The organism is Labrys neptuniae (assembly GCF_040797145.1).
GTDB lineage: Bacteria > Pseudomonadota > Alphaproteobacteria > Rhizobiales > Labraceae > Labrys > Labrys neptuniae.
Genome location: NZ_JBFNQD010000001.1, coordinates 1,306,513 through 1,332,516, shown reverse-complemented (window position 1 = coordinate 1,332,516; position 26,004 = coordinate 1,306,513). Strand labels below are relative to the sequence as shown.

Annotated in this window: 26 protein-coding genes and 1 pseudogene; 8 read left to right on the top strand and 19 right to left on the bottom strand. The window is 63.3% G+C overall.

Annotated elements, in window-relative coordinates:
* Positions 1-26 precede the first annotated feature (26 nt).
* The 7 genes and pseudogenes from ABXS05_RS06345 to ABXS05_RS06315 form a co-directional block, all read right to left on the bottom strand.
* Entirely contained in the window at positions 27-746 is a 720-nt protein-coding gene (locus tag ABXS05_RS06345; protein WP_367623294.1) for a WbqC family protein, read from the bottom strand.
* Between the two features lie 222 nt (positions 747-968).
* Positions 969-1,175, bottom strand: a pseudogene (locus tag ABXS05_RS34850) (CatB-related O-acetyltransferase); the annotation flags it as partial.
* Between the two features lie 639 nt (positions 1,176-1,814).
* Positions 1,815-2,642 carry a transporter substrate-binding domain-containing protein gene (locus ABXS05_RS06335; RefSeq protein WP_311941942.1) on the bottom strand — a complete coding sequence of 276 codons (828 nt, stop codon included), beginning with the start codon at positions 2,640-2,642 and terminating at the stop codon, positions 1,815-1,817.
* A gap of 28 nt (positions 2,643-2,670) precedes the next feature.
* Entirely contained in the window at positions 2,671-3,321 is a 651-nt protein-coding gene (locus tag ABXS05_RS06330; RefSeq protein WP_367623292.1) for an amino acid ABC transporter permease, read from the bottom strand.
* Between the two features lie 8 nt (positions 3,322-3,329).
* Entirely contained in the window at positions 3,330-4,001 is a 672-nt protein-coding gene (locus tag ABXS05_RS06325) for an amino acid ABC transporter permease (RefSeq protein WP_367623291.1), read from the bottom strand.
* 297 nt (positions 4,002-4,298) lie between these two features.
* Positions 4,299-4,937 carry a hypothetical protein gene (locus tag ABXS05_RS06320; protein WP_311941935.1) on the bottom strand — a complete coding sequence of 213 codons (639 nt, stop codon included), beginning with the start codon at positions 4,935-4,937 and terminating at the stop codon, positions 4,299-4,301.
* Between the two features lie 99 nt (positions 4,938-5,036).
* Positions 5,037-6,113, bottom strand: coding sequence for a substrate-binding domain-containing protein (locus ABXS05_RS06315; RefSeq protein ID WP_311941933.1), 1,077 nt, complete (start codon positions 6,111-6,113; stop codon positions 5,037-5,039).
* Positions 6,114-6,353: 240 nt separating this feature from the next.
* Between ABXS05_RS06315 and ABXS05_RS06310 the strand changes: the two genes are divergently transcribed.
* Positions 6,354-7,808 carry an aldehyde dehydrogenase family protein gene (locus ABXS05_RS06310; protein WP_367623290.1) on the top strand — a complete coding sequence of 485 codons (1,455 nt, stop codon included), beginning with the start codon at positions 6,354-6,356 and terminating at the stop codon, positions 7,806-7,808.
* Between the two features lie 90 nt (positions 7,809-7,898).
* Positions 7,899-8,864 carry a methionyl-tRNA formyltransferase gene (locus ABXS05_RS06305; protein WP_367623289.1) on the top strand — a complete coding sequence of 322 codons (966 nt, stop codon included), beginning with the start codon at positions 7,899-7,901 and terminating at the stop codon, positions 8,862-8,864.
* Positions 8,865-8,928: 64 nt separating this feature from the next.
* Here the strand turns inward: ABXS05_RS06305 and hppD are convergent, their stop codons facing one another.
* On the bottom strand, positions 8,929-10,032 hold the full coding sequence (gene hppD, locus ABXS05_RS06300; protein WP_311941927.1) for a 4-hydroxyphenylpyruvate dioxygenase: 1,104 nt from the start codon (positions 10,030-10,032) through the stop codon (positions 8,929-8,931).
* Between the two features lie 144 nt (positions 10,033-10,176).
* Between hppD and ABXS05_RS06295 the strand changes: the two genes are divergently transcribed.
* The gene (locus tag ABXS05_RS06295; protein ID WP_367623434.1) at positions 10,177-10,659 is read left to right on the top strand and encodes an Lrp/AsnC family transcriptional regulator; all 483 of its coding nucleotides are present in this window, start codon (positions 10,177-10,179) and stop codon (positions 10,657-10,659) included.
* Between the two features lie 15 nt (positions 10,660-10,674).
* Here the strand turns inward: ABXS05_RS06295 and ABXS05_RS06290 are convergent, their stop codons facing one another.
* Positions 10,675-11,532 (bottom strand): LysR family transcriptional regulator, encoded by an 858-nt coding sequence (locus ABXS05_RS06290; protein WP_367623288.1) that lies wholly within the window; start codon positions 11,530-11,532, stop codon positions 10,675-10,677.
* A complete protein-coding gene (locus ABXS05_RS06285) occupies positions 11,529-11,684 on the bottom strand; it encodes a hypothetical protein (RefSeq protein WP_367623287.1) in 156 nt (51 codons plus the stop codon). The genes ABXS05_RS06290 and ABXS05_RS06285 overlap by 4 nt, the downstream gene beginning before the upstream one ends.
* On the opposite strand from ABXS05_RS06285, the gene ABXS05_RS06280 reads away from it, so the two are divergent.
* Positions 11,683-13,257, top strand: coding sequence for an MFS transporter (locus ABXS05_RS06280; RefSeq protein WP_367623286.1), 1,575 nt, complete (start codon positions 11,683-11,685; stop codon positions 13,255-13,257). The two genes, ABXS05_RS06285 and ABXS05_RS06280, sit on opposite strands and share 2 nt — an antisense overlap.
* 114 nt (positions 13,258-13,371) lie before the next feature.
* Positions 13,372-13,980 (top strand): HAD family hydrolase, encoded by a 609-nt coding sequence (locus tag ABXS05_RS06275; protein WP_367623285.1) that lies wholly within the window; start codon positions 13,372-13,374, stop codon positions 13,978-13,980.
* Between the two features lie 9 nt (positions 13,981-13,989).
* Here ABXS05_RS06275 and ABXS05_RS06270 read toward each other — a convergent pair whose 3' ends face one another.
* Genes ABXS05_RS06270 through ABXS05_RS06260 form a run of 3 tightly spaced genes read right to left on the bottom strand, consistent with a single transcriptional unit; the run spans position 13,990 to position 15,366 of the window.
* Positions 13,990-14,244: a hypothetical protein gene (locus ABXS05_RS06270; RefSeq protein ID WP_367623284.1), complete on the bottom strand. Its 255-nt coding sequence runs from the start codon at positions 14,242-14,244 to the stop codon at positions 13,990-13,992.
* 28 nt (positions 14,245-14,272) lie between these two features.
* On the bottom strand, positions 14,273-14,806 hold the full coding sequence (locus ABXS05_RS06265; RefSeq protein ID WP_311941904.1) for a chromate transporter: 534 nt from the start codon (positions 14,804-14,806) through the stop codon (positions 14,273-14,275).
* Positions 14,803-15,366, bottom strand: a complete 564-nt coding sequence (locus tag ABXS05_RS06260; protein ID WP_367623283.1) for a chromate transporter — start codon at positions 15,364-15,366, stop codon at positions 14,803-14,805. Before ABXS05_RS06260 ends, ABXS05_RS06265 begins: the two co-directional genes overlap by 4 nt.
* Before the next feature lie 100 nt (positions 15,367-15,466).
* Between ABXS05_RS06260 and ABXS05_RS06255 the strand changes: the two genes are divergently transcribed.
* Positions 15,467-16,369: a LysR family transcriptional regulator gene (locus ABXS05_RS06255; protein ID WP_367623282.1), complete on the top strand. Its 903-nt coding sequence runs from the start codon at positions 15,467-15,469 to the stop codon at positions 16,367-16,369.
* A 277-nt stretch (positions 16,370-16,646) separates the two neighbouring features.
* Here ABXS05_RS06255 and ABXS05_RS06250 read toward each other — a convergent pair whose 3' ends face one another.
* From ABXS05_RS06250 to ABXS05_RS06235, 4 genes are all read right to left on the bottom strand, one after another.
* On the bottom strand, positions 16,647-17,405 hold the full coding sequence (locus tag ABXS05_RS06250; protein WP_367623281.1) for an SDR family oxidoreductase: 759 nt from the start codon (positions 17,403-17,405) through the stop codon (positions 16,647-16,649).
* Between the two features lie 121 nt (positions 17,406-17,526).
* Positions 17,527-18,798: a sugar ABC transporter permease gene (locus ABXS05_RS06245; protein ID WP_367623280.1), complete on the bottom strand. Its 1,272-nt coding sequence runs from the start codon at positions 18,796-18,798 to the stop codon at positions 17,527-17,529.
* Positions 18,795-19,628 (bottom strand): ATP-binding cassette domain-containing protein, encoded by an 834-nt coding sequence (locus ABXS05_RS06240; protein WP_367623279.1) that lies wholly within the window; start codon positions 19,626-19,628, stop codon positions 18,795-18,797. The genes ABXS05_RS06245 and ABXS05_RS06240 overlap by 4 nt, the downstream gene beginning before the upstream one ends.
* A 189-nt stretch (positions 19,629-19,817) precedes the next feature.
* A complete protein-coding gene (locus tag ABXS05_RS06235; protein ID WP_311941888.1) occupies positions 19,818-20,888 on the bottom strand; it encodes an ABC transporter substrate-binding protein in 1,071 nt (356 codons plus the stop codon).
* A 669-nt stretch (positions 20,889-21,557) separates the two neighbouring features.
* Here ABXS05_RS06235 and ABXS05_RS06230 point away from each other — a divergent pair.
* Positions 21,558-22,955 (top strand): glycerophosphodiester phosphodiesterase family protein, encoded by a 1,398-nt coding sequence (locus ABXS05_RS06230; protein WP_367623278.1) that lies wholly within the window; start codon positions 21,558-21,560, stop codon positions 22,953-22,955.
* Between the two features lie 294 nt (positions 22,956-23,249).
* On the opposite strand, the gene ABXS05_RS06225 is transcribed toward ABXS05_RS06230, so the two are convergent.
* Positions 23,250-23,777, bottom strand: coding sequence for a DUF1697 domain-containing protein (locus tag ABXS05_RS06225; RefSeq protein WP_367623277.1), 528 nt, complete (start codon positions 23,775-23,777; stop codon positions 23,250-23,252).
* A gap of 142 nt (positions 23,778-23,919) precedes the next feature.
* Positions 23,920-24,402, bottom strand: coding sequence for a MarR family winged helix-turn-helix transcriptional regulator (locus tag ABXS05_RS06220; protein WP_367623276.1), 483 nt, complete (start codon positions 24,400-24,402; stop codon positions 23,920-23,922).
* Between the two features lie 44 nt (positions 24,403-24,446).
* Between ABXS05_RS06220 and ABXS05_RS06215 the strand changes: the two genes are divergently transcribed.
* Positions 24,447-25,961 (top strand): FAD-dependent oxidoreductase, encoded by a 1,515-nt coding sequence (locus ABXS05_RS06215; protein WP_367623433.1) that lies wholly within the window; start codon positions 24,447-24,449, stop codon positions 25,959-25,961.
* The last annotated feature ends 43 nt before the right edge of the window (positions 25,962-26,004 follow it).

Here is a 26,004-nt window from a genome sequence, read left to right as displayed (position 1 = left end):
ATAGAGGAAGTCTGCCGGTTAACGCGTCATGGCGTTTGCTTTGCCAGAAATTCGCGCCAGTGAACGGTTCGGGGTTTCAGGAATTGATTGGCATCACGGCCGGTGCGGCCGATCAGATCGAGGATGGAAACATAGGGTGTAAAGGCGCCGCCATCTTGCGGCCATGGCGTCAGGCTGTAGTCCATATATTCGACGCTCACACCGTTCGCTTCGAACGCTTCGTGGTCCATATATCGCGCGGCGCCGTGTCCGGTGAGATATCGCGTCCCGCCCACGCCGAGGACGATGTCCAGCACGCGCTTCCACGAAGAACCGACTATATTCAGCTCACTGCTGTGGGTTATTTTTCGCGACGTCCCAATTCCAATATAGTCGGCAGACAGTTCTATGCTTCGGATCAGGGTGTCGCACAGCTTGTCTTGCTCATACGCCCTGTCGAGAATGTCGATCGCGTCCTGTGCATGGGAGGCGGTGGCGAGCGATTGCTTGAGGAGCAATTGGTGGGTTGCCCGCCAATCCCCGGCCGTGGCATCCAGATCCATGATGGGCTTGTAGGTGCCCCCGCCGGCAAGCGGAATGGTCATCCACTTGGTTTGATCGCCGACCTTCACCTGCACGCGGTTTGTAAAACTTCCTTTCGAGAACTGAGCATCATCCAAATAAACATAAATGTCCGCCAAGGCGAGTTGCTCGAAAAAGCCGGGCCAGGGGAACAGCATGGGTTGGGTGATTACTACAGTTGTCATGCTCGATTTCAGAGTTGTGAGCTACGTGATCTATTTCGCTAAAACGTTAAGGTAACATCTTGATTATGCAATGGCCTAGCAAGCGACAAGGTCACACCACTGTTTCACGGGGCTGGCATTTCCTCTTCCGGCCGTCCAGCGACATACTCAAAGCTGCGCCACGAACGCGACCGGATCCCGCAGCAGCGACGCCCTGGCTCTAATCGTCTCGTCCGGCCAAGTCCACCAGGCACTGGCCAGCAATTTTTCGATGGTGTCGTCATCGAAGCGATAGCGGATCAGCTTGGCGGGCACGCCGCCCATGATGGCGTAGGGCGGCACGTCCTTGGTGACAACAGCGCCGCCGGCGATCACCGCACCATGCCCGATGGTGATGCCGGTCATCAGGGTTACCCCCATACCGATCCAGACATCGTGTCCGATCACGATCGGGTCGTTCTTGGGATAATGGCGGTCGATCGTTTCGTCGACGATCCCCCAGCCTTCGAGATAGGTGGCGGGACTGGTCGAGACGAGATCGAGAGGATGGTTGCCGCCGGAGACCTTGATCTCGGTGGCGATCGAGCAAAAAGCACCGATTTCGCCAATCTTGGATTGCTTGGTGCAGAGCGGGCGGTATCCGTAGCTGTACTTGCCGACGCGGATACCGAAGCGTTGCTTGACCAGCGCCCGCATGAAATCGTCGCGCGGACCATAATGGGAGCGCGACCATTTGGAAGCTTTGCGCAGGGCAAAGCGCGGCAGGCCGATTTGCAGCAAGCGCCGATGCAGGGCGGAACGAATGACGATGTCGTCAGGGGCGTAGGTCAGGGTCGTCGCTTTGGAGGAGATTACCACGGCTGGCTTTCGTTTTTCGCTATCTTCTCTCGGCCGGGTCAGGCCTCCTCATGCGGCGATCGAGGAGGGATCGCCGAGACTTCCGTTGCCTATACCAACTCTGCCCGTTTCCTCAACGGCTTCTTGAGGCAGTCCGCCAGGCGATCCTGGCCTGAAGAACTGTGATGCGGTCCTTGCCGGTGCATTGCCGGCCGGAGAGGAACAGCCACACCGGCCGGTGAAGCGGGGTCATCAGAATTTCGGCATGGGCGGCAAGGGGGCCAGGGGAGAGCCGAACCATTTCTGGTTGATCTGGCTGAGCTGCCCGTCGGCAACAATCTCGCCGATGAAGCCGTTGCACCATTCCTGCAAAGCGGTATCGGCCTTGCGGAAGGCCATGCCGTTGGCCTGTTCCTTCATCTTGAACTTGGCCTCAATGCCGAGGCTGGCATAGTCCTTGGTGAGCTGGGCGAGCACCGTATTGGAGGCACCGATCGACTGGACCTGGCCCGAGATCAAGGCTTGGGTGGTGGTGGCATCGTCGTCGAAGCGCATGATCTGGGTGCCTGATGGCGCGATCTGCGAGACGGTGATGTCCTGTGTCGAGGCACGCGCCACACCCACGGTCACACCGACGAGATCCTCGGGCTTGGTCACCTTCAGGTCCTTAGGACCCATGATATAGGTGGTCAGCGTGCTGTAGGGATTGGAGAACAGCACCTGCTTCATGCGTTCGGGCGTGATGCCGAAAGTGGCGATGAGCAGGTCGACCTTGTTGGTGAGCAGATAAGGGATGCGGTTGGGGCCGGTCACCGGCACCAGCTCGAGTGAAACGCCGAGCTTCTTGGCCATCAGGGCGGCGACGTCGGCATCATAGCCAGCCGGCTTCTGCTCGGCATCGGTGCCGCCGAAGGGCGGGTAGTCGGTGAGGACGCCGACGATCAGCTTGCCGCGCGCCTTGATTTCATCGGGGGTCGCGGCCGCTGCCGGTCCGGCAGCGAGGGGCAGCGCCAAGGCGGCTATGCCGGCGGCGAGGCACAGCCCAAGCCCACGGCGTGAAATCGGATCTGTCAAAGCCATGATCGTTTCCTCTCCTTGATTGAAAATTTCAGCGCCTTGCCACCGTCAACCGCCGCTCCATGGCGCGGCTCCAGAGCGACAGCGGCCAGCACACCAGGAAATAGGCGAGCGCCACCAGGCCGAAGATGGTGAAGGGCCTGAAGGCGGCATTGTTGATGATCTGGGCCGCGCGGGTGATCTCGACGAAGCCGATGATCGAGGCGAGCGAGGTGCCCTTGATGAGCTGCACCAGGAAGCCGATGGTCGGCGGAATGGCGATGCGTACCGCTTGGGGGATGACCACCTTGAACATGCGCGGCACATAGGCGAGGGCGAGCGCCCGGGCCGCCTCGCTCTGGCCCGGCGGCACCACCTCGATGGCGCCGCGCCAGATCTCGCCGAGAAAGGCGCTGGCATTGAGGGAAAGGCCGATCGCCGCCGCCGTCCAGGGATTGACGTCGATGCCGAAGATGCCGGGCACGAAGAAGGCGAGGAAAAGCTGCATCAGCAGCGGCGTGCCCTGGAACAGCTTGATGTAGCCCATAGCCAGCCAGCGCAGCGGCCGGATCTCGGCCGTGCGCGCCAGCGCAACCAGGAGGCCGCCTATGCCGCCGCCGATGAAGGCGACCGCCGAAAGCAGCAGTGTCCAGCGCAAGGCCAGCAGGATGTAGAGGATGTCGGCTTCGCTCAATACACGCATGCTGCCCCCTATCGCCGGCTCGGCTGGCGCAGGAAGGCGCGCTCGATGCCGGCGAACAAGCACCAGAACACGATCGACAGGACCAGATAGATCGCGGTTGCCACGAAATAGACTTCGAAGCTGCGGAAGGTGCGCGATTGGATGTCGCCGGCCGCTGCCGTCAGCTCGCTGGCGGCGATGGCCGAGCAGACGCTGGAATTGAGCATGAGCAGGATGAACTGGCTGGTCAGCGAGGGATAGATCGCCTGGATCGCCGGCTTGAGGATGACGAGGCGGAAGATCTGCAGTGGCTTGAGGCCGAGCGACTTGCCGGCCTCGATCTGGCCCTTGGAGATGCTCTCGATACCGGCCCGGATGATCTCGATGCCATAGGCGCCGACATTGACCACCAGTGCCAGCAGCGCCGCGCTGTTCGAGGACAGGCGCAGGCCGAGGGAGGGCAGGCCGAAAAAGATCACGAAGACCTGGATGAGGAAGGGGGTGTTGCGGATCAGTTCGATGTAGGCGTCGATGACATAACGCAGTGGAGGTGGTCCGGAGGTCTTGGCGAGTGCCCCAATGATCGCCACCACCATGCCGATGGCCATGGCCAGCCCCGAAAGTATCAGCGTGTGCAGGGCGCCGGCCGCAAGCTCCGGCCAATAGGCGAAGACGTCGGCGAACTCGAATTCGTAACTCATGCCGTCCGCTCTTGCGGCAATCCGGCACCGGCTCGGACGGAACAGCCCACGCAGCGTCTCCCCTTGACGTTCCCGTTAAGCGCCCGATCTTCGTGGGCCTCGATCGACGGGGGCAGCTTTGCATGGATGGCCGGCAGGGTGAAGCACCAGCCGGGCAGATATCCAAGGATAGTTGGGACAACCTGCAAAGGAGTTGTCAGAGCAAAGCGCGTTCAGGCGTGAACGCTCATTTGCTCTAACTCTTTGGTTCGACGCGTCTTTGTGACTTGAAGTGATTCATTCAAATCACAAAACGCTTTAGCGGGCCTTGCCGGGCAGGATCAGGCCAGGAGAGACGGCTCCGAGCACGACCGGCTTGTCCTGGCCGCAGCGGAAAGAGCGGGCCTGTTCGTCGGCGATCTTGCGCGCCAGCCTATTCGCGTCGCCATTGGCACGAGCATCGACATAGCCGACATGGCAGGTGCCGTCCTTGCCCAGCCGGGTGACGACCAGGACGCGGCCGGAGGCGGGCGAGGAACCCTTGGCCTCTGCCTTGTGGTCTGCTTCCGTCATCACCTGCCATTGCAGGATGGTGGCGAAGGGCTGCCGCTGGCCTGCGGCAAGACGCCATTCCACCGTGCCGTGATCGGCGCTGTTGAAGGCCGCGAAGGTTTCGTTGGCGGCAATGTCGTTGGCGCCGGCCTTGCCGAAGCTGACAAACATGCGCTGGTCGCCGGCAGAAAGCCGCATGGGGAGGCCACGATAGCCCGGGCAGCGCCAGCTCCCGTAATCCTCCTCGTCGCCTCCCGGCTGGTGAGGACACTTGGCGGTATCGAAGCTCGTATAGGCGCTGGTGAAGGGCTCGGCCGCCAGAACGCCGGAGGACAGCAGCAAGAGGACGGCCAGCCCCAGCAGGAAGCTGGCGAAAATGGTCTCGGCGATGTCGTTGCGTGTCATGGCGCTCCCCTGTCTTTGCGGTTTCGCTGTTGCCCTTCTAGGGGGATGGCGGCGAAGGCACTGTGCAGGATGACACGCAGGCGTTTCGGGCAAAGGGCGTCATTCCGATTTGCGGAAGACCTCCCGGATGGTCTTGATCGCACCGGCTTCCTTCACGCGATAGCCCGGCAATTGCGAGATGGCGGTATGGAATTCCTGGCCGCGCATGACCGCCAGTACGCGCTGCATGGCTGGAAGGTCGAGGATCTGCTTGTGGCAGACGAAGACATAGTCTTCGGTGAGGAGGCGCACGAAATCCAGGCCGAACTGCCGGGCGGCCGCCTCGACCCCGAAGGCGACGTCGGCGAGGCCGCTGGCGACATAGGCGGCAACGGCGGCGTGGGTGAATTCGGAATGCTCATAGCCATTGATGCGGCTGCCATCGATGCCATGCTGGGCCAGAAGCTGTTCGAAGACGAGCCTCGTGCCGGAGTCCGGGTCCCGGTTGACGAAACGGATCGCGGGATCGAGCAGTCTTTCCAGCCCATCGATGCCACGCGGATTGCCGCGCTGTACGATCAGGCCGACTTCGCGCGTGACGAAGGAGATCACGCGATGCAGATTGGAGTTGAGCCAGCCCTTGCTGGCGGCGATGGCGCGCTTGCGCAATTCGCCCTGCGGCAGATGCATGCCGGCAAGGTCGCAGCCGTCATGGACCAGCGAAACCAGTGAGCTCTGGTTGCTGACATAACGAAAATCGATATCGATGTCCGGCTCGCGGCTGAGGAGCTTGCGCAGCTTGGGCACGGCGAAGCCGTGGCTGGCGTGGATGCGCAGGACCAAAGGCCCGTGCGGCAGCATCTGGTTGATCTCGGTTTCGAGTTCCTGAGAGAGATTCTGCAGCAGCGGTCCCAGCCGGGCTTCCAGCCTTTGTCCCGCCCAGACCAGCTTCTCCCCGAAGGGCGTGAGGCTGGTGCCACTGCCCTGCCGGCGCACGACGATGGGGGTGCTGAAGAACTCCGACCATTTCTCGATCAGGTTCCAGGCATGGCGATAGGAAACGTTCGCCTTGTCTGCGGCGGCGGTGATCTTTCCGGTGGCGCGGATCTCGGCGAGGAAGTCGAGCATGATCTGGAGCGATTGTGCGTCTTCCTGCCTGTGAAAACGCCAAACAGGCTCGATCTCGATCCGGATCATGCCGCTCCTCCCGCTCCAAGTCTCGAGGCTAGTGTCCTCATATATGAAATAGAAAACATATTATATTGATTGCAACATAGGATCATACGTTCATAACTCCGCTCTCTCTTATAAGCAGAAGATTTCATATTCCCATGATTTTATTGGGTAACTAGCATCATTTCTATCTTGCACCCGACGATCCTCGTCGTCGTTTAAAGCGCTAGATATGAACTATAATACATATATGGGAGCTCTGACGTGCTTAAACGGGTATATGGCGACATTCATGACCTTCTGATCGATGGCCGGCGCATCGCAGCGGCTTCCGGTCGCAGTTTCGAGACCTTGAATCCAGCAACCGGTGAGGTCGTTGCCCGGGTGGCGGAGGCGGATGCCGGCGATGTCGACGCCGCCGTGCGCTCGGCCCGTGCGGCGTTCGAAGGCAGCTGGTCGCGCATGAAGGCCAGCGAAAGAGGCGCCTTGCTGCTGAAGCTGGCCGATCTCATCCGCCGCGACGAAGACGAACTGGTACGGCTGGAGAGCCTCGATTCCGGCAAGACGGTTTCCGCCATCCGCCGCCAGGATCTGCCCGCCGTCCTCGACACGCTCACCTATTATGCCGGCATGGCCGACAAGATTAACGGCCAGGTCATACCGGCCCGGACCGACGCCTTGACCTATACGATGCGCGAACCGCTGGGCGTGGTCGGTGCCATCATCCCCTGGAACTTCCCGCTGATGATCGGCATGTGGAAGATCGCGCCGGCTTTGGCCTGCGGCTGCACCGTGGTACTCAAGCCGGCCGAACTGACGCCGCTCACCGCCCTGAAGATCGGCGAGCTGGCGCTAGAGGCAGGGTTCCCTGCAGGCGTGCTCAATGTCGTGCCGGGTTTCGGCAAGATCGCCGGCCAGGCGCTCGTCGACCACATGGATGTCGACAAGATCACCTTCACCGGCTCGCCGGTGGTCGGGCGCCAGATCCTGCAGGGGGCGATCGGCAATCTCAAGCGCGTGACGCTCGAACTGGGCGGCAAGTCGGCCAACATCGTCTTCCCGGATGCCGATTTCGATGCCGCCGCCAAGGCGGCGGGGGCCGGCATCTTCTTCAACACCGGGCAGGTCTGCTCGGCCGGCTCGCGCATCCTGGTGCATGAGAGCGTCTATGATGAGATGGTCGAGCGATTGGCGGCCCGCGCCCGCTCGATCCGTGTCGGCGATCCCTTGGAGGCTTCGACGGGCATGGGCCCGCTGGTCTCCGAGGTACAGATGAAGCGGGTGTTGAACTATATCGACATCGGCCGCAAGGAAGGGGCCTCGGTCGTCGCCGGCGGTACCAGGCATGGCAAGACCGGCTATTTCGTCGAACCGACGGTGTTTGCCGGCGTCCGGCACGAGATGCGCATCTCCCAGGAAGAGATCTTCGGGCCCGTCGCGGCCGTGATTCCCTTCAAGGATGAGGAAGAGGCGATCCGCCTGGCCAATGGCACGGTCTACGGCCTGGCGGCGGGTGTGTGGACAGGCGATATCGGCCGGGCCCATCGCTTCACCCGGCGACTGAAGGCCGGCACGGTCTGGGTCAACACCTACGGCCCGACCGACATCCGCCTGCCCTGGGGCGGGGCCCGCGATTCAGGCTTCGGCCGCGAGCATGGCGATGCCGCCATCGACAATTTCACCGAGCCCAAGGCGGTGTGGATTAACACCGGCGCCTGACGAGACGCCGGCCTTCCCAACGACATGGAACGTTTTCCAACCCCGCGCGAGCGGGGATGGACCTTCTTTGCCTGAATTCATGGAGAAATCATGCGTATCGCAATCATTGGCCAGCAAGCGTTCGGCAAGAGCGTGCTGGAAGCCTTTCTGGCCCGCGGCGACGAGGTGGCGGCCGTCTTCTGTGCTCCCGAAAAGCCCGGCGCGCGGCCCGATCCTCTCCGCCTCGCGGCCGAGGAACGGGGACTCAAGCTGTTCCAACTGCCCAATCTCAAGAGCCCGGCGGCCGAAGGCGCCTTGCGCGCTCTCGATGTCGATCTCGCCGTCATGGCCTATGTGCTGCAATTTGCACCGCAGTCCTTCGTCAACATCCCCAGGCACGGCACGATCCAGTACCATCCGTCCCTGCTGCCGCTCTATCGCGGCCCGAGTTCGATCAACTGGCCGATCATCAAGGGGGACAGGCAGACGGGCCTCACCATCTTCCGGCCGACGGACGGTCTCGACGAGGGGCCGGTGATCCTGCAGAAGACCGTCGCGATCGGCCCGAACGACACACTCGGCAGCATCTATTTCGATCATCTGTTCCCGCTCGGCGTCGAGGCCATGCTCGAGGCCGCGGATCTGGTGGTGGCCGGACATCACTCCGAGCATGTCCAGGACGAGGACCTCGCCTCCTATGAAGGCTGGTGCCGCGAGGCCGAGGCCAGGATCAACTGGAATGCGCATGCCGAGGCCATCCACAATCTGATCCGAGGCTGCGATCCGGCTCCTGGCTCCTGGACGATGGTGCAGGGCAGGAAGGTCCGCCTGTTCGGCAGCGTCCTGCGGCCGGTGCGTCGCTTCGGCGATGTCGCTGGAAAGCCGGGAGAAATCGCTGCCATCGGCGAGCAGGGCGTCGTAATCGCGGTGCAGGGCGGGGTGATCGAGATTGCCACCGTCCGCAACGATGCCGGGCAGAAGCAATCGGCGGCCAGCTTTGCAAAATCGCACGGCCTTGCGGTTGGCGATCGCTTCGAATCCGAGGCCGAGGCAGGCCTCGCCGCCGTTGCGGGCTGACAGTGTAGACAACAATGCCGACGCCGCGATGGCGTCGGCTTCTTCTTCATGTTTCTGAAGGTGGCTACTCGGCAGCCAGGGCGCCGCGCCGGATCTGGTCCTCTTCGATCGACTCGAACAAGGCGCGGAAATTGCCCTCGCCGAATCCCTCGTCGCCCTTGCGCTGGATGAATTCGAAGAAGATCGGGCCGATCACCGTCTTGGAGAAGATCTGCAGCAGGATCTTGGTCATGCCACCATCGCGCACGCCTTCGCCGTCGATCAGGATGCCGTGCTTTTTCATGCGCCCGATCGGCTCGTCATGGCCGTTCACCCTGGCATGGGAGCGCTCGTAATAGGTGTCGGGCGGGCCCGGCATGAATTTCAAGCCATTAGCAGCCAATTTGTCGACCGAGTCGTAGATCCCCTCGGTGCCGACGGCGATGTGCTGGATGCCTTCGCCATGATATTTCTTCAGGAATTCCTCGATTTGGCTGGTGTCGTCCTTGGACTCGTTGAGTGGGATGCGGATCTTGCCGCAGGGCGAGGTGATGGCGCGGCTGACGAGGCCGGTGATGCGGCCGTCGATGTTGAAGAAGTGGATCTGTTTGAAGCCGAAAAGCTCGCGGTAGAAGGCCCACCATTTGTCCATGTTGCCGCGATAGACGTTGTGGGTAAGGTGGTCGAGATAGTAGAAGCCGACACCGGCCGGCTTTGGATCAGGCTCGCCCAGCCAGTCGAATTCCTGGGTATAGGCCGAACCTTTTTCGCCATAGGCGTCGATGAAATAGAGCAGGGAACCGCCTATGCCGACGATGGCCGGCACGTCCAGCGTCTTATCATTGCCTTCATAGGGCGTGGCGCCTCGGGCCACCGCATGCTCAAAGGCATGCTTGGCGTCGACCACGCGCCAGGCCATGGAAGGGGCGCAGGGGCCATGGGTTTCGACGAAGCGCATGGCGTGGCTGCCGGGCTCGGCATTGACGATGTAGTTGATGTCGCCCTGGCGCCAGACCGTGATGTCCTTGGTCTTGTGGGTGGCAACCGGCACATAGCCCATGCTGGTGAACAGCGCCTGGAGCTTGGCGGGGTCGGGATGGGCGAATTCGACGAATTCGAACCCGTCCGTTCCGGCGGGATTGTCGGGAGTGATCGCCGCCGGCGGCGCATCATGCGGGAAAGGCCCCATAATTTCCTCCTGGTTGCGAAGGGGCGATGACGCGCCTTCACTTTGAGAGGAATTGTGCCACCCTGCGCATGCAATGTGCTTGCATCTTTCGCGTGTTCGGCAAAAACTATGCACGAAGCGTGCATGAAATCCCGGATTGATGCAATGATCGATCTCGACGCCTACGATCTCCGAATCCTGCGGGAGCTGCAGCGTGACGGCCGCCTGACCAATATCGAGCTGTCGGAGAAGATTGCGCTATCGGCTTCGCAATGCTCGCGCCGGCGTTCCCGCCTGGAGGTGATGGGAGTGATCTGCGGCTACCAGGCCAGCCTCGATCCGCACAAGGTCGGGCTCGACCTCCTGGTGGTGATCTCCGTGACGCTCGCCACCCATAACCGCGACAATGCCCGTAAATTCGCCCAGCTTGTCAACGACCTGCCCGAAGTGCTCGAGGCCTATGCCCTGACCGGCGAGATGGATTACCACCTCAAGGTAGCGACACGCGGGCTTGCCGGCCTGTCGCGTTTCGTCAACGAAGTCTTGCTGCCGCATGATTCCGTGCAGCACGTGAAGACCTCGATCGTCCTGGACACGCTGAAGCGCTTCGAGGGGCTGCCGCTTTCCAGCCTGCACGAGGAAGAATGATGCTCGCTCGGCGCCTCAAGTCGTCCGGTGTTCCCGGAAGGCGGTGGTGAGGATGCGCAGGGCGTCCCGCGCCCGCGGCGACATAGTGTTGCAATGCAGGATGATTTGCGATGGCGGCAAGGGAGGCAGGCCGAGCTTGGCGCTGACTTCGACCACGCCGGGCGGGGCGACGCGGTGGGCAAGGGCCGCAACCGCGACGCCGGCCGAAACGGCAAGGTTGAGGGCCGAGCCACCGCCGCCGACGAAGGTCTCGCTCCAGGCCAGGCCCGCCCGTTCGAGAGCTTCCGTGGAGCGCAGGCGATCGGGGCAGGTTTCGCACATGCTCAGCATGGCGAGCGGCAGGGGCTTTTCCCTGCACCATTCGAAATGCGGGGCAGCGTACCAGCCGTAATGGGTCGCCGACAGCGGCGCACCCGGCCTGCGATCGTCCTCATTGTGGACGATGACGGCGTCGAGTCCGCCTTCGTCGAGCGCGGCCATCAGCATGGTGGTGGTGTCGATCTTCACCTTCAAGGTGAGCGTCGGATCGTGGGCGTTGAGCTGCGCCAACAGGGCAGGCAGTTCGGGGCCGGCGACATGATCGACGAAGCCGAGCGAGAGCCGGCAGGGCGCCGAAGCGAACTCGGCGATCGCCCGTTCATGGGCGGCGATGAAATCGCGTGCGGCGGGCAGGAAGGCAGCGCCGCGCGGTGACAGGCGCACCCGCCGCGGCGTGCGCTCGATCAGCCTCGCACCGAGCTTTTCTTCCAGCCGCCGCAACTTGACGCTGATCGTCGCCTGCGTGCTGGCCAGGGCCTCGGCGGCCCGGGTGAAACTCTGCAGGTCGGCCACCATCACGAAGGCCTTGACCGCATCGACATCCAGCGTCGTCATCGCATCAATACCATTTTGTCATTTCTGAAATAGATGATGATCGTCTTTTTATATGATCGGCCTTCTTCTATGTGAGGACAACCTTCTTTTTCAAGAGCCGGGGAGGAGTGCGCGGCCATCGCCGCCGGCCCCGGACCAGGTTGTTCGATCATGACTTTTCAGACAGGGCGCAATGCTGTCGCATTGGCGGGCGTATGTCTCGCTTCTCTCTTGTTCGGGCTGGAGATTTCCAGCGTGCCGGTGATCCTGCCGACCCTCGAAACCGCGCTCAAGGCCGATTTCAAGGATCTGCAGTGGATCATGAACGCCTATACCATTGCATGCACCACGGTCTTGATGGCGACCGGCACCCTGGCCGATCGTTTTGGCCGCAAACGGGTGATGATCATCACCACCATTGCCTTCGCCTTGGCCTCGCTGATCTGCGGCCTCGCCCAGGATTCGCTGGTGCTGATCATCGCTCGCTTCCTGCAGGGCCTGGCCGGTGGCGCCATGTTGCTGTGCACGGTAGCGGTGCTCTCGCACCAGTTCCAGGAGGGCGCCGAGCGCGGCCGGGCCTTCACGGCCTGGGGCATCGTCTCGGGTGTCGGCCTTGGCTTCGGCCCGCTGATCGGTGGTCTGATCGTCTCGCTTTCAAACTGGCAGTGGGTGTTCCTCATCCATGTCCCGCTAGCCGGTGTGGCTCTGCTCCTCATCGCGGTCGGCGTCCGGGAATCGCGAGATCCTCAGGCCAAGCGCATCGATCTGGCCGGTATCGTCACGCTGTCCCTGGCGGTATTCGGTTTCTCCTATCTGATCACCCAGGGAGCCGACCTGGGTCCGGCCATGCGCTGGGGCGTCGCCGCAGTGGCGATCGTCGCTTTCGTTGCCTTTCTGGCGGCCGAAAAGGTCAGCCCGCATCCGATGTTCGACTTCTCGGTGTTTCGCATCCGCCAGTTCTCAGGCGCGATCATGGGCTGCATCGGCATGAATTTCAGCTATTGGCCCTTCATCATCTATCTGCCGATCTATGTCTCGAGCGGTCTTGGCTATGACGCCACCCAGGCCGGTCTGCTGCTCCTGGCCTACACATTGCCCTTCATGGTCGGTCCACCGCTCGGCGAGGCCCTGCGCCGGCGTTATCAGGCCCGGATCGCCATTCCGCTCGGCCTGTTGACCATCGGCCTCGGCTTCATCGCCATGAAGATCGGCGCCGGCATCGAGGGCGCCAATTGGCTGACCCTGCTGCCGGGCCTCCTGATCGCCGGCCTCGGCATCGGCATCACCTCGACGCCCACCACCAACACCACCACCGCCTCGGTGTCACCGGACAGGGCCGGCATGGCCTCCGGCATCGATATCAGTGCCCGCCTGATCACCCTGGCCATCAATATTGCGGTGATGGGTCTCGTCCTGGTCGAAGGCATCCGGGCCTCGCTGCAGGCGAGCCTTGGGGCGGCGCTGGGACCCGAGGAATTGCGGACGCTGGCGGAGAAGGTCGCCGCCGGCAATCTCGCTAGCCTGACCCAGGACGTGCCCAAACTCGCCGGGGCGGATCCTTCCGGCTCTCTCGTTCACGCCGCGCTGGTCGACGGCTTTGGGCTGGTGATGCTCTATGGGGGTATCGGCGTGATCGTGCTAGCCGTTCTCAGCTTCCTGATTTTCGGATCGAGACAGGCACAGTCGGTGGGCAAGGCTGAGCGGGAGGTCGCGTCTTCACCCGCCGTTGTCCTGAAAGGGAAATGAAGCAATCGACTGTATACTTTGAGCGAAGATGATTGGGCGGCGCCGTTGAACCTATCGGCGCCGCAATGCCCTTCTAGCCCTTGCAGCGGATCCGGGTCGAAAGCAGGAGGCATCATGTCGTCTTCACCGTTCCAGGCGCTCGTCTTCGATCTCGGCGGCGTCGTGGTCGCCCATGACAATGCCGTGTTGTTTACGCGCCTGGCCTCGCGCTGCCGGCCCGATTGGCGGCCCGAGGATGTCGCCGCGCTGTTCCGGCAATCGCGCTGGGGCACGGGCACGCCGATCCGCCTGTTTCATGCACAGCTGGCGGAGACGGCCGGTTATGACGCATCATGGGACGTGTTCATCGAGGATTGGAGCTGCCATCTCGACGTCGATGCCTCGATGCTCGCTGTTCTGCAGCGCTTGGCCGGGCGCAACCGCGTGATGATCTTCTCGAACACCAACCAGGAACATTGGGATTTCGTCCGGAAGGCATCGGGCGGCGTGCTGGCTGATTTCGAGCCCTATCTCAGCCATGAGATCGGGTATGAGAAGCCCTCGCTGCGTTCCTTCCAGGTGGTGGCCGAGAAGGCCGGCATCGATCCTGGCAGCTGCATCTTTTTCGACGACCTGCCCGCCAATGTCGAAGGCGCAAGGCAGGCCGGTTTCCAGGCCGAAGTATTTCTGGGCGAGGGCTGGCTATTGGCCTTGCTGGCGGGCAGGGGCGTGGCGTTGGGCTAATAGCTCTCGTCAGCCGTGGTTTTCGAGGCTGCTTGCCGGTGCCAGGAAACGGCGACCCGTCTCGGTCAGGCCCACCATCGCCTCGCCGTCGATCCGGTTGCGGGAAACGAAGCCGCGCTCATTGGCTTCTTCCCAAACCGGCAGGCGCGGGCATGATGTCCGCCACGCTTCCATGACCTCGGCATAGGGGCGGTCGCCGCACGACAGCCAGGCCAGGAGATCGCGCAGCAGGGCGTCGAGCGGATCGGACGCCGATGTCGTCATGGCCAAAAGCCTCCTCCTGGTCCTCGCCTCAGAACTGGGTGAGCCCGCTCAATCCGATCGCGGCGCCACCCGCCAGCACCAGTAACGGATGGATGCGGGTCGTCGCGGTGAGAAAGGCCGAGACGGCGATGATACCCGCCAGCAGCCAGGTTTCGGCGGAGGCTTCGGCGATCACGGCGGCGCTCGCCGTGACCAGCCCGACCGTCATCGGCAGCAGGCCCGCCTGTACCTTCTGCCGCCAGGGCCGATCGCGGAAGCGGTCCCAAAGCCGGAGGGCGACACCGGTGATCAGGGAGGAGGGGCCGAACTTGGCGAGCGAGGTCACCAGAACGCCCGGCAATCCCGCGACGTGCCAGCCGACGAGCGGCACGATCATCATGTTCGGGCCGGGGGCGGCCTGCGCCAGGGCAAACATCGCACTGAATTGCTGCGCCGACATCCAGTGCTGGATATCGACCACCTGCCGGTGCATTTCGGGCAGGATGGTATTGCCGCCGCCGAAGGCGAGCAGAGAAAGCTCGGTGAAGATCAAGGCGAGGGTCAGCAGGGGGGATGCCATCATGCCTTCCTCCAGGCCAGGAAAATGCCGAGAGGTGCCAGGACCAGCATGGTCGCCAGCAAAGGCAGGCGCAGCACGGCGATCGCCAGGAAGCAAGCGCACGCGACCAGGATTCCGGCGAGATCACGCCGGAGCGGACGGGCGACCTTGATTGCCATCGAGATGAGCAGCCCCGCCGCAGCCGCCGAAAGCCCGGCAAAGAGGCGGTGGACATGCGGGTCGGCATGGAAGCGGTCATAGAGCACGCCAAGCCCGATGACGATCGCGGTCGGAGCGGCGATCAGGCCGAGAAGGGCCGCGCAGGCACCGGCCACGCCGCGGAAGCGCAAGCCGATGGCCACCGACATGTTGATGATGTTGCCGCCCGGCAGGAACTGGCACAGGCCGAGGAGATCGGCGAATTCCTGGGCATTCAGCCAGCCGCGCTCTTCCACGATCATGCGGCGCGCCAGCGGCAGCACGCCGCCAAAGCCGATCAGGCCCAAAGTGAGGAAGCCGCCGAACAGGTCGGCGATGTCGGGGGATCTCCTCTCCACTGGGAGGGATGGGGTTGCAGCATCCATATGTCGGGCCTTGCCTGGAAAATTTGCGCGAAAGCTAGGCTTCCCGATCCATCATGTCCAATATATGATAGAGGTAATATCCATATCCAAAGAATATGACATGATCGAACTACGTCATCTGCGCTATGCTGTCACCGTCGCCGATGAGGGCCATGTGACACGGGCGGCCGAGCGCCTCGGCATCCAGCAGCCACCGCTCAGCCAGCAGATCCGCGCGCTGGAGCGCGCCGTCGGCGCGCCCCTGTTCCAGCGCTTGCCCCGCGGTGTCCGATTGACCGAGCCGGGACGGGTGCTGGTGGAGCGGGCCCGCCTCGTCCTGCAGGATGTCGATGCGGCGCTGGAGGCAACCAAGAGGGCGGCGCGCGGTGAACAGGGCAGGCTTGCGGTCGGCTATACGACCTCGGCAGCCTTCCATCCGCTGGTCTCCGCCGTCATGCGCGGGCTACGCGAGGCCGCACCCGGCATTGCTCTATCGCTGGAAGAAGGCAGCACCGGCGATCTCATCGAATTGCTGCGCGCCGATCGCCTGGATGCGGCCTTTGTCCGCGCCCCGGCTGCCAGGCCCGACGGGCTCATCGTGGAGCCTCTCCATGTCGAGGAGATGCTGGTCGCCCTGCCGGACCATCATCCGCTTGCCGCCGCTTCCTTGCGCCGGCAACGCCTGTCACTCAGCGCTCTTGCAAACGAGACTTTCGTTCTCAATCGCCGGCCCTCCGGTCCGGGCCTCTATGACGACATCATCGCGGCCTGCCGCGCCGCGGGGTTCAGCCCGATGGTCGGGCAGGAAACGCCGAGGATGGTTTCGACGCTGAGCCTGGTCTCGGCCGGCCTCGGCATTTCGATCGTGCCGGCTTCCATGGCGAAGCTGGAGACGAACGGCATCGTCTATCGACGCCTCGACGGCACGACGGGGCTGACGGCGCCGCTCTACCTCGCGCGCCGCGCGGACGAGCCGAGCCCCAGCCTGTCGAAGTTCCTCGATATGGTGCGCCGGCAGGCTTGATCGTTATCAGGGGAGTATCGGGCCTGGGCGAGACACATGCTCTGCTCGAGAGTGGTGCTGCCCCTCACCTTACCTCTCCCCGTAAGAACGGGGCGAGGAGGCACAAGCGTTGCGATTAGTTTTTGGAGTTTTAATCTCGCCCGACTGTCGGGCGAGATAACAGGCTTTCGGAATGAAACTCGACGTCGAAGCCCCCTCGCCCCGTTCTTACGGGGAGAGGGTAAGGGTGAGGGGCTACGCTACGGTTCAGGAAGCAGCGCCCATTCCCGGCGATCATTCATAGATCGTTGGCCTGGGGCAGGATCACCAGGTCGCGGATGGTGACGTTGCGGGGGCGGCTGAGCATGAACATCACCGCAGCGGCCACTTCCGTCGGCTGCATGAGATCGCCCGCCGCCAAGGCCGCGTCGAGCTTGGCCTTGGGCCAGTCGCTGATCAGGGCGGTGACCACGGGGCCGGGCTGTACGGCGCCGACGCGGATGCCGTGCTTGGCAACCTGGCGCCGGACCGTATGGACGAAGGCTTGCACCGCATGCTTGGAAGCGGTGTAAACAGGCTCCCACACCACCGGGATCATGCCCGCCACCGAAGAGGTGACGATGATGTCGCCGGTCTTGCGCTCAACCATATGCGGCAGCACTTCGCGCACCGTGCGGAAGGCGGCGTTGATGTTGAGATTGAGCATGCGGTCCCAGGCGTCGGGATCGCCCTCGACCACCTCGCCGCCGATATAGGAACCGGCATTGGCGTGGAAGATGTCGAGCTGGCCGGCCTTGTCGAGAATCTCGGGCATCATGCGCGATACGCTGGCTGGATCGAGCAGGTTGGTGACCACCGGAATGGCGTTCGGTCCGAGTTCCGTGCAGATCGTTCTGAGGGTATCCTCGGCGCGATCGATGAAGACGACGCGGGCGCCGGCCGCCAGCAGGGCCTTGGCGCATTCCAGGCCGATGCCTGAAGCGGCGCCGGTGATGGCCGCGACCTTGCCGGTGAAGTCCTGGCCCGAAACGTTCTGGCTATTGAGGTCCTGTTCCATGATTGGCATCTCCTGCATCGGTTTCCGCGAGGGCGGAAGCCTCCCGCTACAATTTTGAGTATCTTGGGAAAACGAGCCGGCAAGCTCTTGATCGACAACGACTTACCGGCTCGGGACAAGGTCAGGCGCGGCCGTGGGAAACGCGGGACCTGCGGGCCAGGGAGTCGACGATCACGGCGATGGCGAGCACGGCGCCGGTGATCATGTAGCGCAGCGACGAGGACAGATCGAGCAGCGTCAGCCCGCTCGAAATCGCCTGGATCACGATGATGCCGAGCAGGGCCGAATAGGCGCTCCCGCGACCGCCGAACAGGCTGGTGCCGCCGATGACCGCCGAGGCGATGGCATTGAGGTTCACCTCGCCGGTGCCGGCCTGCTGGCTGGCGGACGCCAGGCGTGCCGCGGCCAGGATGCCGCCGGTCGCCGCCAGGCCGGCGCAGGTCACGAAGGCGGAGGCATAGATGAAGCGCACATTGATGCCGGCGCGCCGTGCTGCCTCGCGATTGCCGCCGACGGCGTTCATCGAGCGGCCCCATTTGGTGCGGGTCAGCGCGTAGTTCATCACCACGACCAGGACGACGAACAGGGTGAACATCCACGGCACGCCGCGGTCCTGGTTGAGATAGAACACCACCAGTTCGAGCGCGATGGTGATCGCGGCGGCGCGCAGCAGGATGAAGGCGAGGGGGCGGGCGGAGAGCCCAGCCTCGCGGCGGCGCGATGCGGTACGGAAATCGGCATAGAAGATCACCACGCCCGCGATGGCGGCCAGCGCATAGGCGAGCGCGTGGGGCATCGTCATGGTCTGGCCGAAATTCACCACCTCCGAGCCGTAGGGCAGGTTGATGGAGCCGGTCGAGCCGAGCAGATAGAGCTGCAGGCCGAGCACGGCCAGCAGGCCCGCCAGGGTGGCGACGAAGCTCGGCATGCCGAAACGGTTGAACAGGAAGGCGTAGACGGCGCCGATGGCCATGCCCGCCAGGATCGCGGCGGGAATGGCCAGCACCACCGGCCAGTTCAGATTGACCCAGAGCACGCCGAGCAGGGCCGAGGACAGGCCGCTCACCGAGCCGACGGAGAGGTCGATCTCGCCCAGCATCAGGATGCAGACGATACCGAGGGCGATCACGCCGACCGTCGAGCAGTCGAACAGCAGATTGACCAGATTGTTGGCCGAGAGGAAGACCGGGCTCAGGCTCTGGAACACGATGCAGATCAGGATGAGGCCGACGATCACCGGCAGGAAGCCGAGATCGCCCGACCTTATGCGCTCCAGGAAGGCGCTGATGGCGCCGCCGATGCTGTCGTCATGCTTCACCCGCACATCGGCGCGGTCGAGCGGCGTCTTGGAGGCGCTCGAATCTGAGCGACCTTGCTCGATATTGCTGGTCATGGCTGGCTCTCCTGGCTCTGGTCGGCCTGTGCCTGGCGTCGCGTCGCGCGGCGGGACACCGAGTTTTCGGCGGCTCCGGTAATGGCGCTGATGAGGTCCTGATGGGAATCTTGGGGGTAGAACACCCCATTGTTGCGTCCGAGCCGGAGCACCACGATGCGGTCGGCCACGGCACGTACGTCGTCCATGTTGTGGCTGATCATCACCACGCCGAGGCCCCGGTCGCGTACGCGCTCGATGAGATCGAGTACCTCGGCTGTCTGGGCGACGCCGAGGGCCGCCGTCGGCTCGTCGAGCAGGATGATCTTGGGGTCGAGCAGCAGCGAACGGGCGATGGCGACGGTCTGGCGCTGGCCGCCCGACAGGGAGGCGATGGGTTCGCGCACGCTGGGAATGCGGGCCGACAATTCGTTGAGCAGCTTCCAGGCCTTGATCTCCATCGAGACCTCATCGAGCCGGTAGGGCTCGAGTTCGCGGCCGAGGAAGATGTTGGCGACCGAGTCGAGGTTCTCGCACAGAGCAAGATCCTGGAACACGGTGGCGATGCCGAGATTGAGGGCGTCGCTCGGCGTTGCGAGCGTTACCGGCTTGCCGTGGAAGGTGATGGTGCCGGAGCTGGGCTGGTGGACGCCGGCCAGCACCTTGACCAGGGTCGACTTGCCGGCACCGTTGTCGCCGACCAGCGCCACGACCTCGCCAGCATGCACGTCGAGCTCGATATCGGTCAGGGCGGATACGGCACCGAAATGCTTGGAGACGTTGCGCAGGCTCAAGATGAGCTCGCCCGTGGGCGCATTGGCCGATGTGGAACCGGAAGAAAGGTCAGTCATACCGGAGTCCTTTCATAGATGGATCGGGAATGCCTGGCTGCAGGAAGGGTGTGGCAATGCCTCAAGCCCGAGGCCGGCTGTCATGGTGTGGTGCCGCGCGGCATCGTATGAAGTCTACAGTCGACAACAAGTCCGTGGCAGCCGTGATCCCCAGGCCGCGCGAAGGCGGCCGGGGGACCCGTCATCGGCTTACTGGGTGATGCCGAGCTTCTTGCAGCCTTCGGCATAGCGGCCGCCGCAGAGCTGGTCGGCCGTGGCGATCTTCTTGTCGATGATCTCCGCCTTCAGGTTCTTGGAGGTCACGATGGCCGGCACGAACAGCTTGGAGGGGGTGTCGAACAGGGTGGCTTCGGCCTTGGGCGTCTTGCCGGCGAGGAGCTCGACGGCGACGTCGGCGGCGGCTGCGGCGACGATCTCGCTCGGCTTGGAGATGGTGTTGTACTGGTCGCCGGCGATGATCAGCTGCAGGGCGGCGAGGGTGGCGTCATTGCCGGTGACGGGCGGCACGGGGTCGACGCCGGCGGCCTTGAAGGCCGCGATCGCGCCGCCGCCGGTGCCGTCATTGGCGGCGACCACGCCGACGATCTTCTTGCTGAAGCGCGAGATCTGGCCGCTGGCCCATTGCTGGGCGTTGGACGGCAGCCAGTTGGGCGTGTCGAACTCGGCCAGGGTCTTGTAGCCGCTGTCCTTGAGGCCCTCATGGATGCCGTCCCGGATCAGCCGGGCGGCCGCGTCGGTCGGCGAGCCGTTGATCTGCAGCACGCCCGTGTCCTCGGTCGGTGCCTTGGTCGCCTTCAGATGCTCGACCAGGGACTCGGCAATGGCCTTGCCGATCGCCTTGTTGTCGAAGGAGACGTAGAAATCGGCCTTGGCGTCGGGAATGGGACGGTCATAGGCGATGACCTTGATGCCCTGGCCTTGCGCCTGCTTGACCATGGAAGCCGCCGCGGCCGAGTCGACCGGATCGAGCACGATAACCTTGGCGCCCTGGGTGATGACCGAGTTGAATTGCTGCTGCTGCTTGGAGATCGAGGCATCGGCGTTCTGGTAGAGCACCTTGCAGCTCTCGCACAGCTTCTTCATCTGGGCGACGAAGCCGGGATGATCATGCTCTTCATAGCGGGTCGAACCCTGGTCGGGCATGAGGAACGCCACGGTTGCGTCCTTGACCGCCGCATCCTGGGCCAGTGCCGATGCGCTGCCAAGCAGGGACAAGGCCAGGACGGCCGCGCCGGTGGACTTCAAGGATGTGAGTTTCATTCGGGCTTTCTCCCTTGGATATTATGATTGTGCGAATGATCGATGGTGACGTTGCGCGGCCGGGATCGGTCTTGCATCCGCCGCGTTCCGGGATGGAGCTTGGCGGTACAACGCATTGGCTGGCCGCAAGGTGCCAAGGCGCTGCTATTTTTTGATCGGCCCGTCAGGCACTTCGTGTCGCTGGGGCGCTGCCAATGGGAAGAAGCCGGCTGGCGTGGCGTGCCGGCTCGCTTTCCATGGAGGAAAGTAACGCTTCGGGCCGCACTGAAATGGATCGGCGATGATGCTCGCAGCGCCTCTGCCGGGCTGCGTTCGGACCCCTGGGCATGACCGTCTCCCCCAAAACGCGGCCGGCCTTGCGTGGTGTTCTTGGCCTGGCCGTTTGCTCTCGAGCCGTCGGCTCTCCAGTGACAGGAAGCTAACCCGTTGGGGAAACTACGTGCCACCACGTTTCACGGGGTGTGGTGATACTTTTTTGATCGCCTGAACGCGGGGTCGGCTGACCGCCTGGCCGGCTCCTCTGCCTGGCTCAAAACACGTGCTTCGAGAAGGAAGCGTAGCCGGAGGCGAGGATCTGTCCCCAGGTCATGCCATTGTCAGAAAACTGGGACAAGAAGACCGGGGGTGGGCATTCACAGATCAAGCGAGCGAAGGGTTGGAGATCCGGTCATGAGATATGGTTGCGCGCGATGGAATCTACGCGTCGGTGTGGCTTTGCTTGGTGCTGCCGCCCTGGGGCTTGCAGCCCCGTCGGCGGTTCTTGCCCAATCCGATGCCGCACCGGCCGGCGCCAGGCCCTTCCACACCCTCGACGGCAAGCCGCCGCTGGTGATCGGGCATCGTGGCGTGCCGGGTCTGGTGCCTGAGGAGACGGAGGCTTCGTATGATCTCGCCGCCGCCCTCGGAACGGATGCGCTCGAAGAGGATCTGCACCTGACCAAGGATTGCGTGCTGGTGGCACGCCACAATCCCTGGCTGAGCGACAACACCAACGTCGCCGAGGTGGCCAAGACCAATGCCGACGTCGCAGCGCGCAAGCGCACGGTACCCGGCGTCATGGTCAAGGTGAAATGGGCCCAGACGCCGACCAGCGGGCCTGCCGAATATCTCACCGACCTGACCGATCCGGCCAATCCCAAATCGGTGCTGAAGTCCCTGGTCGTCGATGGCGAGGACCATACCAATGACTGGTCGATCACCGATTTCACCATGGCCGAGCTGAAGAACTGGATCGCCGGCACCACCTATGACGCGGCCAATGAGCGGCCGAAGGTGTTCAACGGCAAGTTCCCGGTGCTCAGCTTCCAGGAGATCATCGACATCGCCAAGGCCAAGAGCAAGGAGACCGGCCGCCCGATCGCCGTCTACCCGGAAACCAAGAACCCGACCTGGAACAATGCCCAGGCCATCGCCAATGGCTGCGGTGCGCCGGGCAGCCGTCCGCTCGAGGATGCCCTGATCAAGATCATCAAGGACAATGGCCTCAACACCAGGGAGGCTCCTATCCTGGTGCAGAGCTTCGAGCCGAGCAGCCTGAAATATATGCGCGAACACGGTCTGCAGACACGGCAGGTCCAGCTCATCGATGCGGATGGTGTCGACCTGAAGACCGGCAAGGTGCTCTATGACGACATCACCAATTCGCGCCCCTTCGACTGGACGGTTTCGGGCGATGCGCGCTGGTTCGACGCGATGCTGAGCCCCGAGGGCCTGGCGGAGATCAAGACCTATGCCGATGGCATCGGGCCCTGGAAGCCCCAGATCGTCTCGCTCAAGATCTCGCCCTGGAAGGACAGCAATGCCGACGGCACGCCCTATAAGGGCTCCACGCCCGAGGCCTCGACCCAGGAAGCGACCAGCCTCGTCACCGATGCGCACAAGGCCGGCCTGTTTGTGCATGTCTTCACCTTCCGGAACGAGAAGAAATACCTGGCTGCCGATTATCATGGCGATCCGAGCCTGGAATATCTGAAGTTCTTCCGGCTGGGCATCGATGGCGTTTTCACCGATTTCACGCATACGGGGGTCGCGGCCCGCGCTGCCTATCTGCGCGAACTCGGCTGGTAGAAGGCCGCCCTCGCATCCGCATGAAGGCGGCAATGTTGGTGTAATAACAGCCGAGCAAAACCGCGGAGCGCGGGCAGGACGGTATCGCGCTCTGGGCCTGCGACATGCGGATCTATTGTCTCCGCCTTTGGCTGCTCGCTCCCCTCGCGATGCTGTCGGTCTCCCGGCGCAAGCCAGCGATCGCCATTGCCAATCCCGGATAGGACCTCTCGTTGCTCGACGTCATGGCGACTGGGACGCTCGCGCCGGCGGTTGGGCGGGTGGAAATGGTTTGGGCGGTCCCCCTTGGTGGCGTCAGGCCACCAATTTCAAGACCGTGTTCCAGTTGCGGCCGGTCACCAGCGTGCCGAGATGGCGCTCGATCAGCTTGGTGGTGAGCTTGGAACGGCCGATGCCATCCGGGTAATGGGCGTAGAGACAGCGCTCGCCGGCGGCGACGCTCTCGCGTTCCCGGATTGCCACGCGCAGGGAAGCGACGGCAGATGGGTCGATGTCATGCTTGCTGGGGAGTGCCAACAGGTGGGCAGGGTCGTCCGCGGCTTCCCTCGGATAGGGATTGGCATCGATCATGGCCTGCCATTGTGGCGTGGTACGGATGACGAAGGTGGTCGACACGCCGAACTTCTCGAATACGGCTTGTTCCCAGCGCTGCTCAAGATCGGGCAGGGCCGCCTCGCGGGCCTCGAAGGTCAGGTTGCCGCTCTGGAGCAGGGTCGTGACCCCGGAGAAGCCGAGGTCTTCTCCGAGGGCGCGCAGTTCGGCCATCTTGATCGTCGAGCTTCCGCCGACATTGATGGCACGCAGCAAGGCGATGTAGCGCATGATCGGGTCCTTGTTCGGGGGACGTGCGACGTCGAGCCTGTAAGCCAGCGTCGAGGCAATGGGCGGGATATCGGCTATTCCAGCACGGACTTGGCATGCATGGTCAAGGCAATTCGGGGGGCGCGGCGGCCGTCCACGTCGATCATTCAGGGGAAGTTGCGTTGATGTCGTCCGCGAATCTGCGCATGAGCCGCACGAGGTCCCGAACATCGCCCGGCTCCCATCCGGCAAAGATCGCGCGGCCCATCTTCTCGCGGGCAGCGTCGACCAGATCGGTCATGGCCTTGCCCTTGGGCGCAATGGTCGCCTCGCGAATACGTCTATCGGCAACGCTGCCCTGACGATCCACCAAGCCGAGGCTCTCGAGTTTTGCCACTTGCCGGCTGACCGTCGTGTAGTCCCGCCCCACGCGGTCGGCCAATTCCACCACGCCGATGGGGCCGAGCCGCTCCACCATGACCAGCAACGGAAACAGAGCGCGATCGAGAGAGATGCCGGCTGCCCGCACCATCGCCTCGTCACGCTGGGGGCGGTTCATCACGCTGACGATGTCGATCAGCGCGCCGTGAAGCTCGCGCAGCAAGGTGCTAATATGTGTATTTTGCACATTATTAATTGACGGCATGTCCAGTCTCCTATTATGTGCATATTACACATATGGAGATGAGCATGACAGAGCAATTTGCAGTTGACGTTCTCATTTGCGGGGCGGGGGCGGCCGGGTTGACGCTGGCGATCGATCTCGCGCGGCGCGGCGTGTCCTTCCGACTGATCGAGAAAATGGACAAGCCGTTCCACGGATCGCGCGGCAAGGGCATTCAGCCGAGAACGCTGGAGATCTTCGAGGACCTCGGAGTTCTGGACCGGATGGCGGCGGCCGGTGGGCCCTATCCGCGGCAGCGCCACTATCATGATGACGGCAGTCACAGCGATTCTGAACTCATGGAGCAGCAAGCCCCGATACCAGCCGAACCGTATCGCACCCCGTTGATGCTGCCGCAGTTCTTGACCGAGGCCATCCTGCGCGAACGTCTTGCAGAATTGGGACATCACCCTGAGTTTGGGTCAGAATTGGTGGGCTTCGACCAGAACGAGACCGGCGTAGCAGTACGGATCATCGGCAGGACGGGCGAAGAGAACATTCGCGTGCGCTGGCTCGTCGGTGCCGATGGCGGCCGCAGTTTCGTGCGCCAGGCGCTCGACCTCGGCTTCCCGGGCAGGACGCTCGGCGTTCGCGCCATCGTCGCCGACGTTTCCCTGACTGGTTTGAACCGGGATGTCTGGCATCGTTTTGGGGACAAGGACATGCAGCGGCAGATCTCGCTTTGCCCGCTCGCGGGAACAGACCTTTTCCAGATACAGGGGCCGGTTCCGCTTGAAGGCGACGTCGACCTCTCCGTCGAGGGGCTGAATGCCATGGTGGCGCAACGCACCGGCCGGGACGACATCCAGGTGACATCCGTCTCCTGGGCTTCCGCTTTCGGCATGAATGCCCGGCTTGTCGATCGATATCGCGTTGGTCGCGTATTCCTGGTCGGAGATGCGGCGCATACGCATCCGCCGACCGGGGGACAGGGTCTCAATACCAGCGTGCAGGATGCCTATAATCTCGGTTGGAAACTGGCAGCTGTTCTGGCCGGTGCCCGAGGCCAACTGCTCGACACCTATGAGGAGGAGCGCCGCCCCATAGCCGCAGCCATGCTTGGCCTTTCCACAAGTCTGCTGGAAGATCTCAAACGCGGCGAGATACGGCGTGGCCGCGAGACGCAGCAGCTCGATATCGGCTATCCCAAGTCGTCGCTGACGATCGAGCGGCTAGCACGAGATGGTGACGTGCTTGCGGGGGATCGGGCTCCGGACGCGCCGGTCCAGGGTGCGGCAGGACAATCCATGCGTCTGTTCGACCTGTTCAAGGGCCCGCATTGGACGCTGTTGGCCTACGAGGCCAACCGGGCCGGCTTGCCACCCCGCCGCGGGCTGCATATCCACCATATCGGCGAACGGGGCGACATCATCGACCATGCTGGCCATGTCCGCGACATCTATGTTCTCGGTCCGGGTGATTGGGTGCTCGTCCGGCCCGATGGCTATATTGCCACCATCCTTGCTTCCGCCGAAATGGCAGTGCTGCAACGCTATCTCGAGGAGGTAGGCCTTGGCCAGCCGGAACAGGCGCATCCGTGACCCGCTGCGGTGGAATGGCGAGCTGGCCGCATAAGCTTCGCCG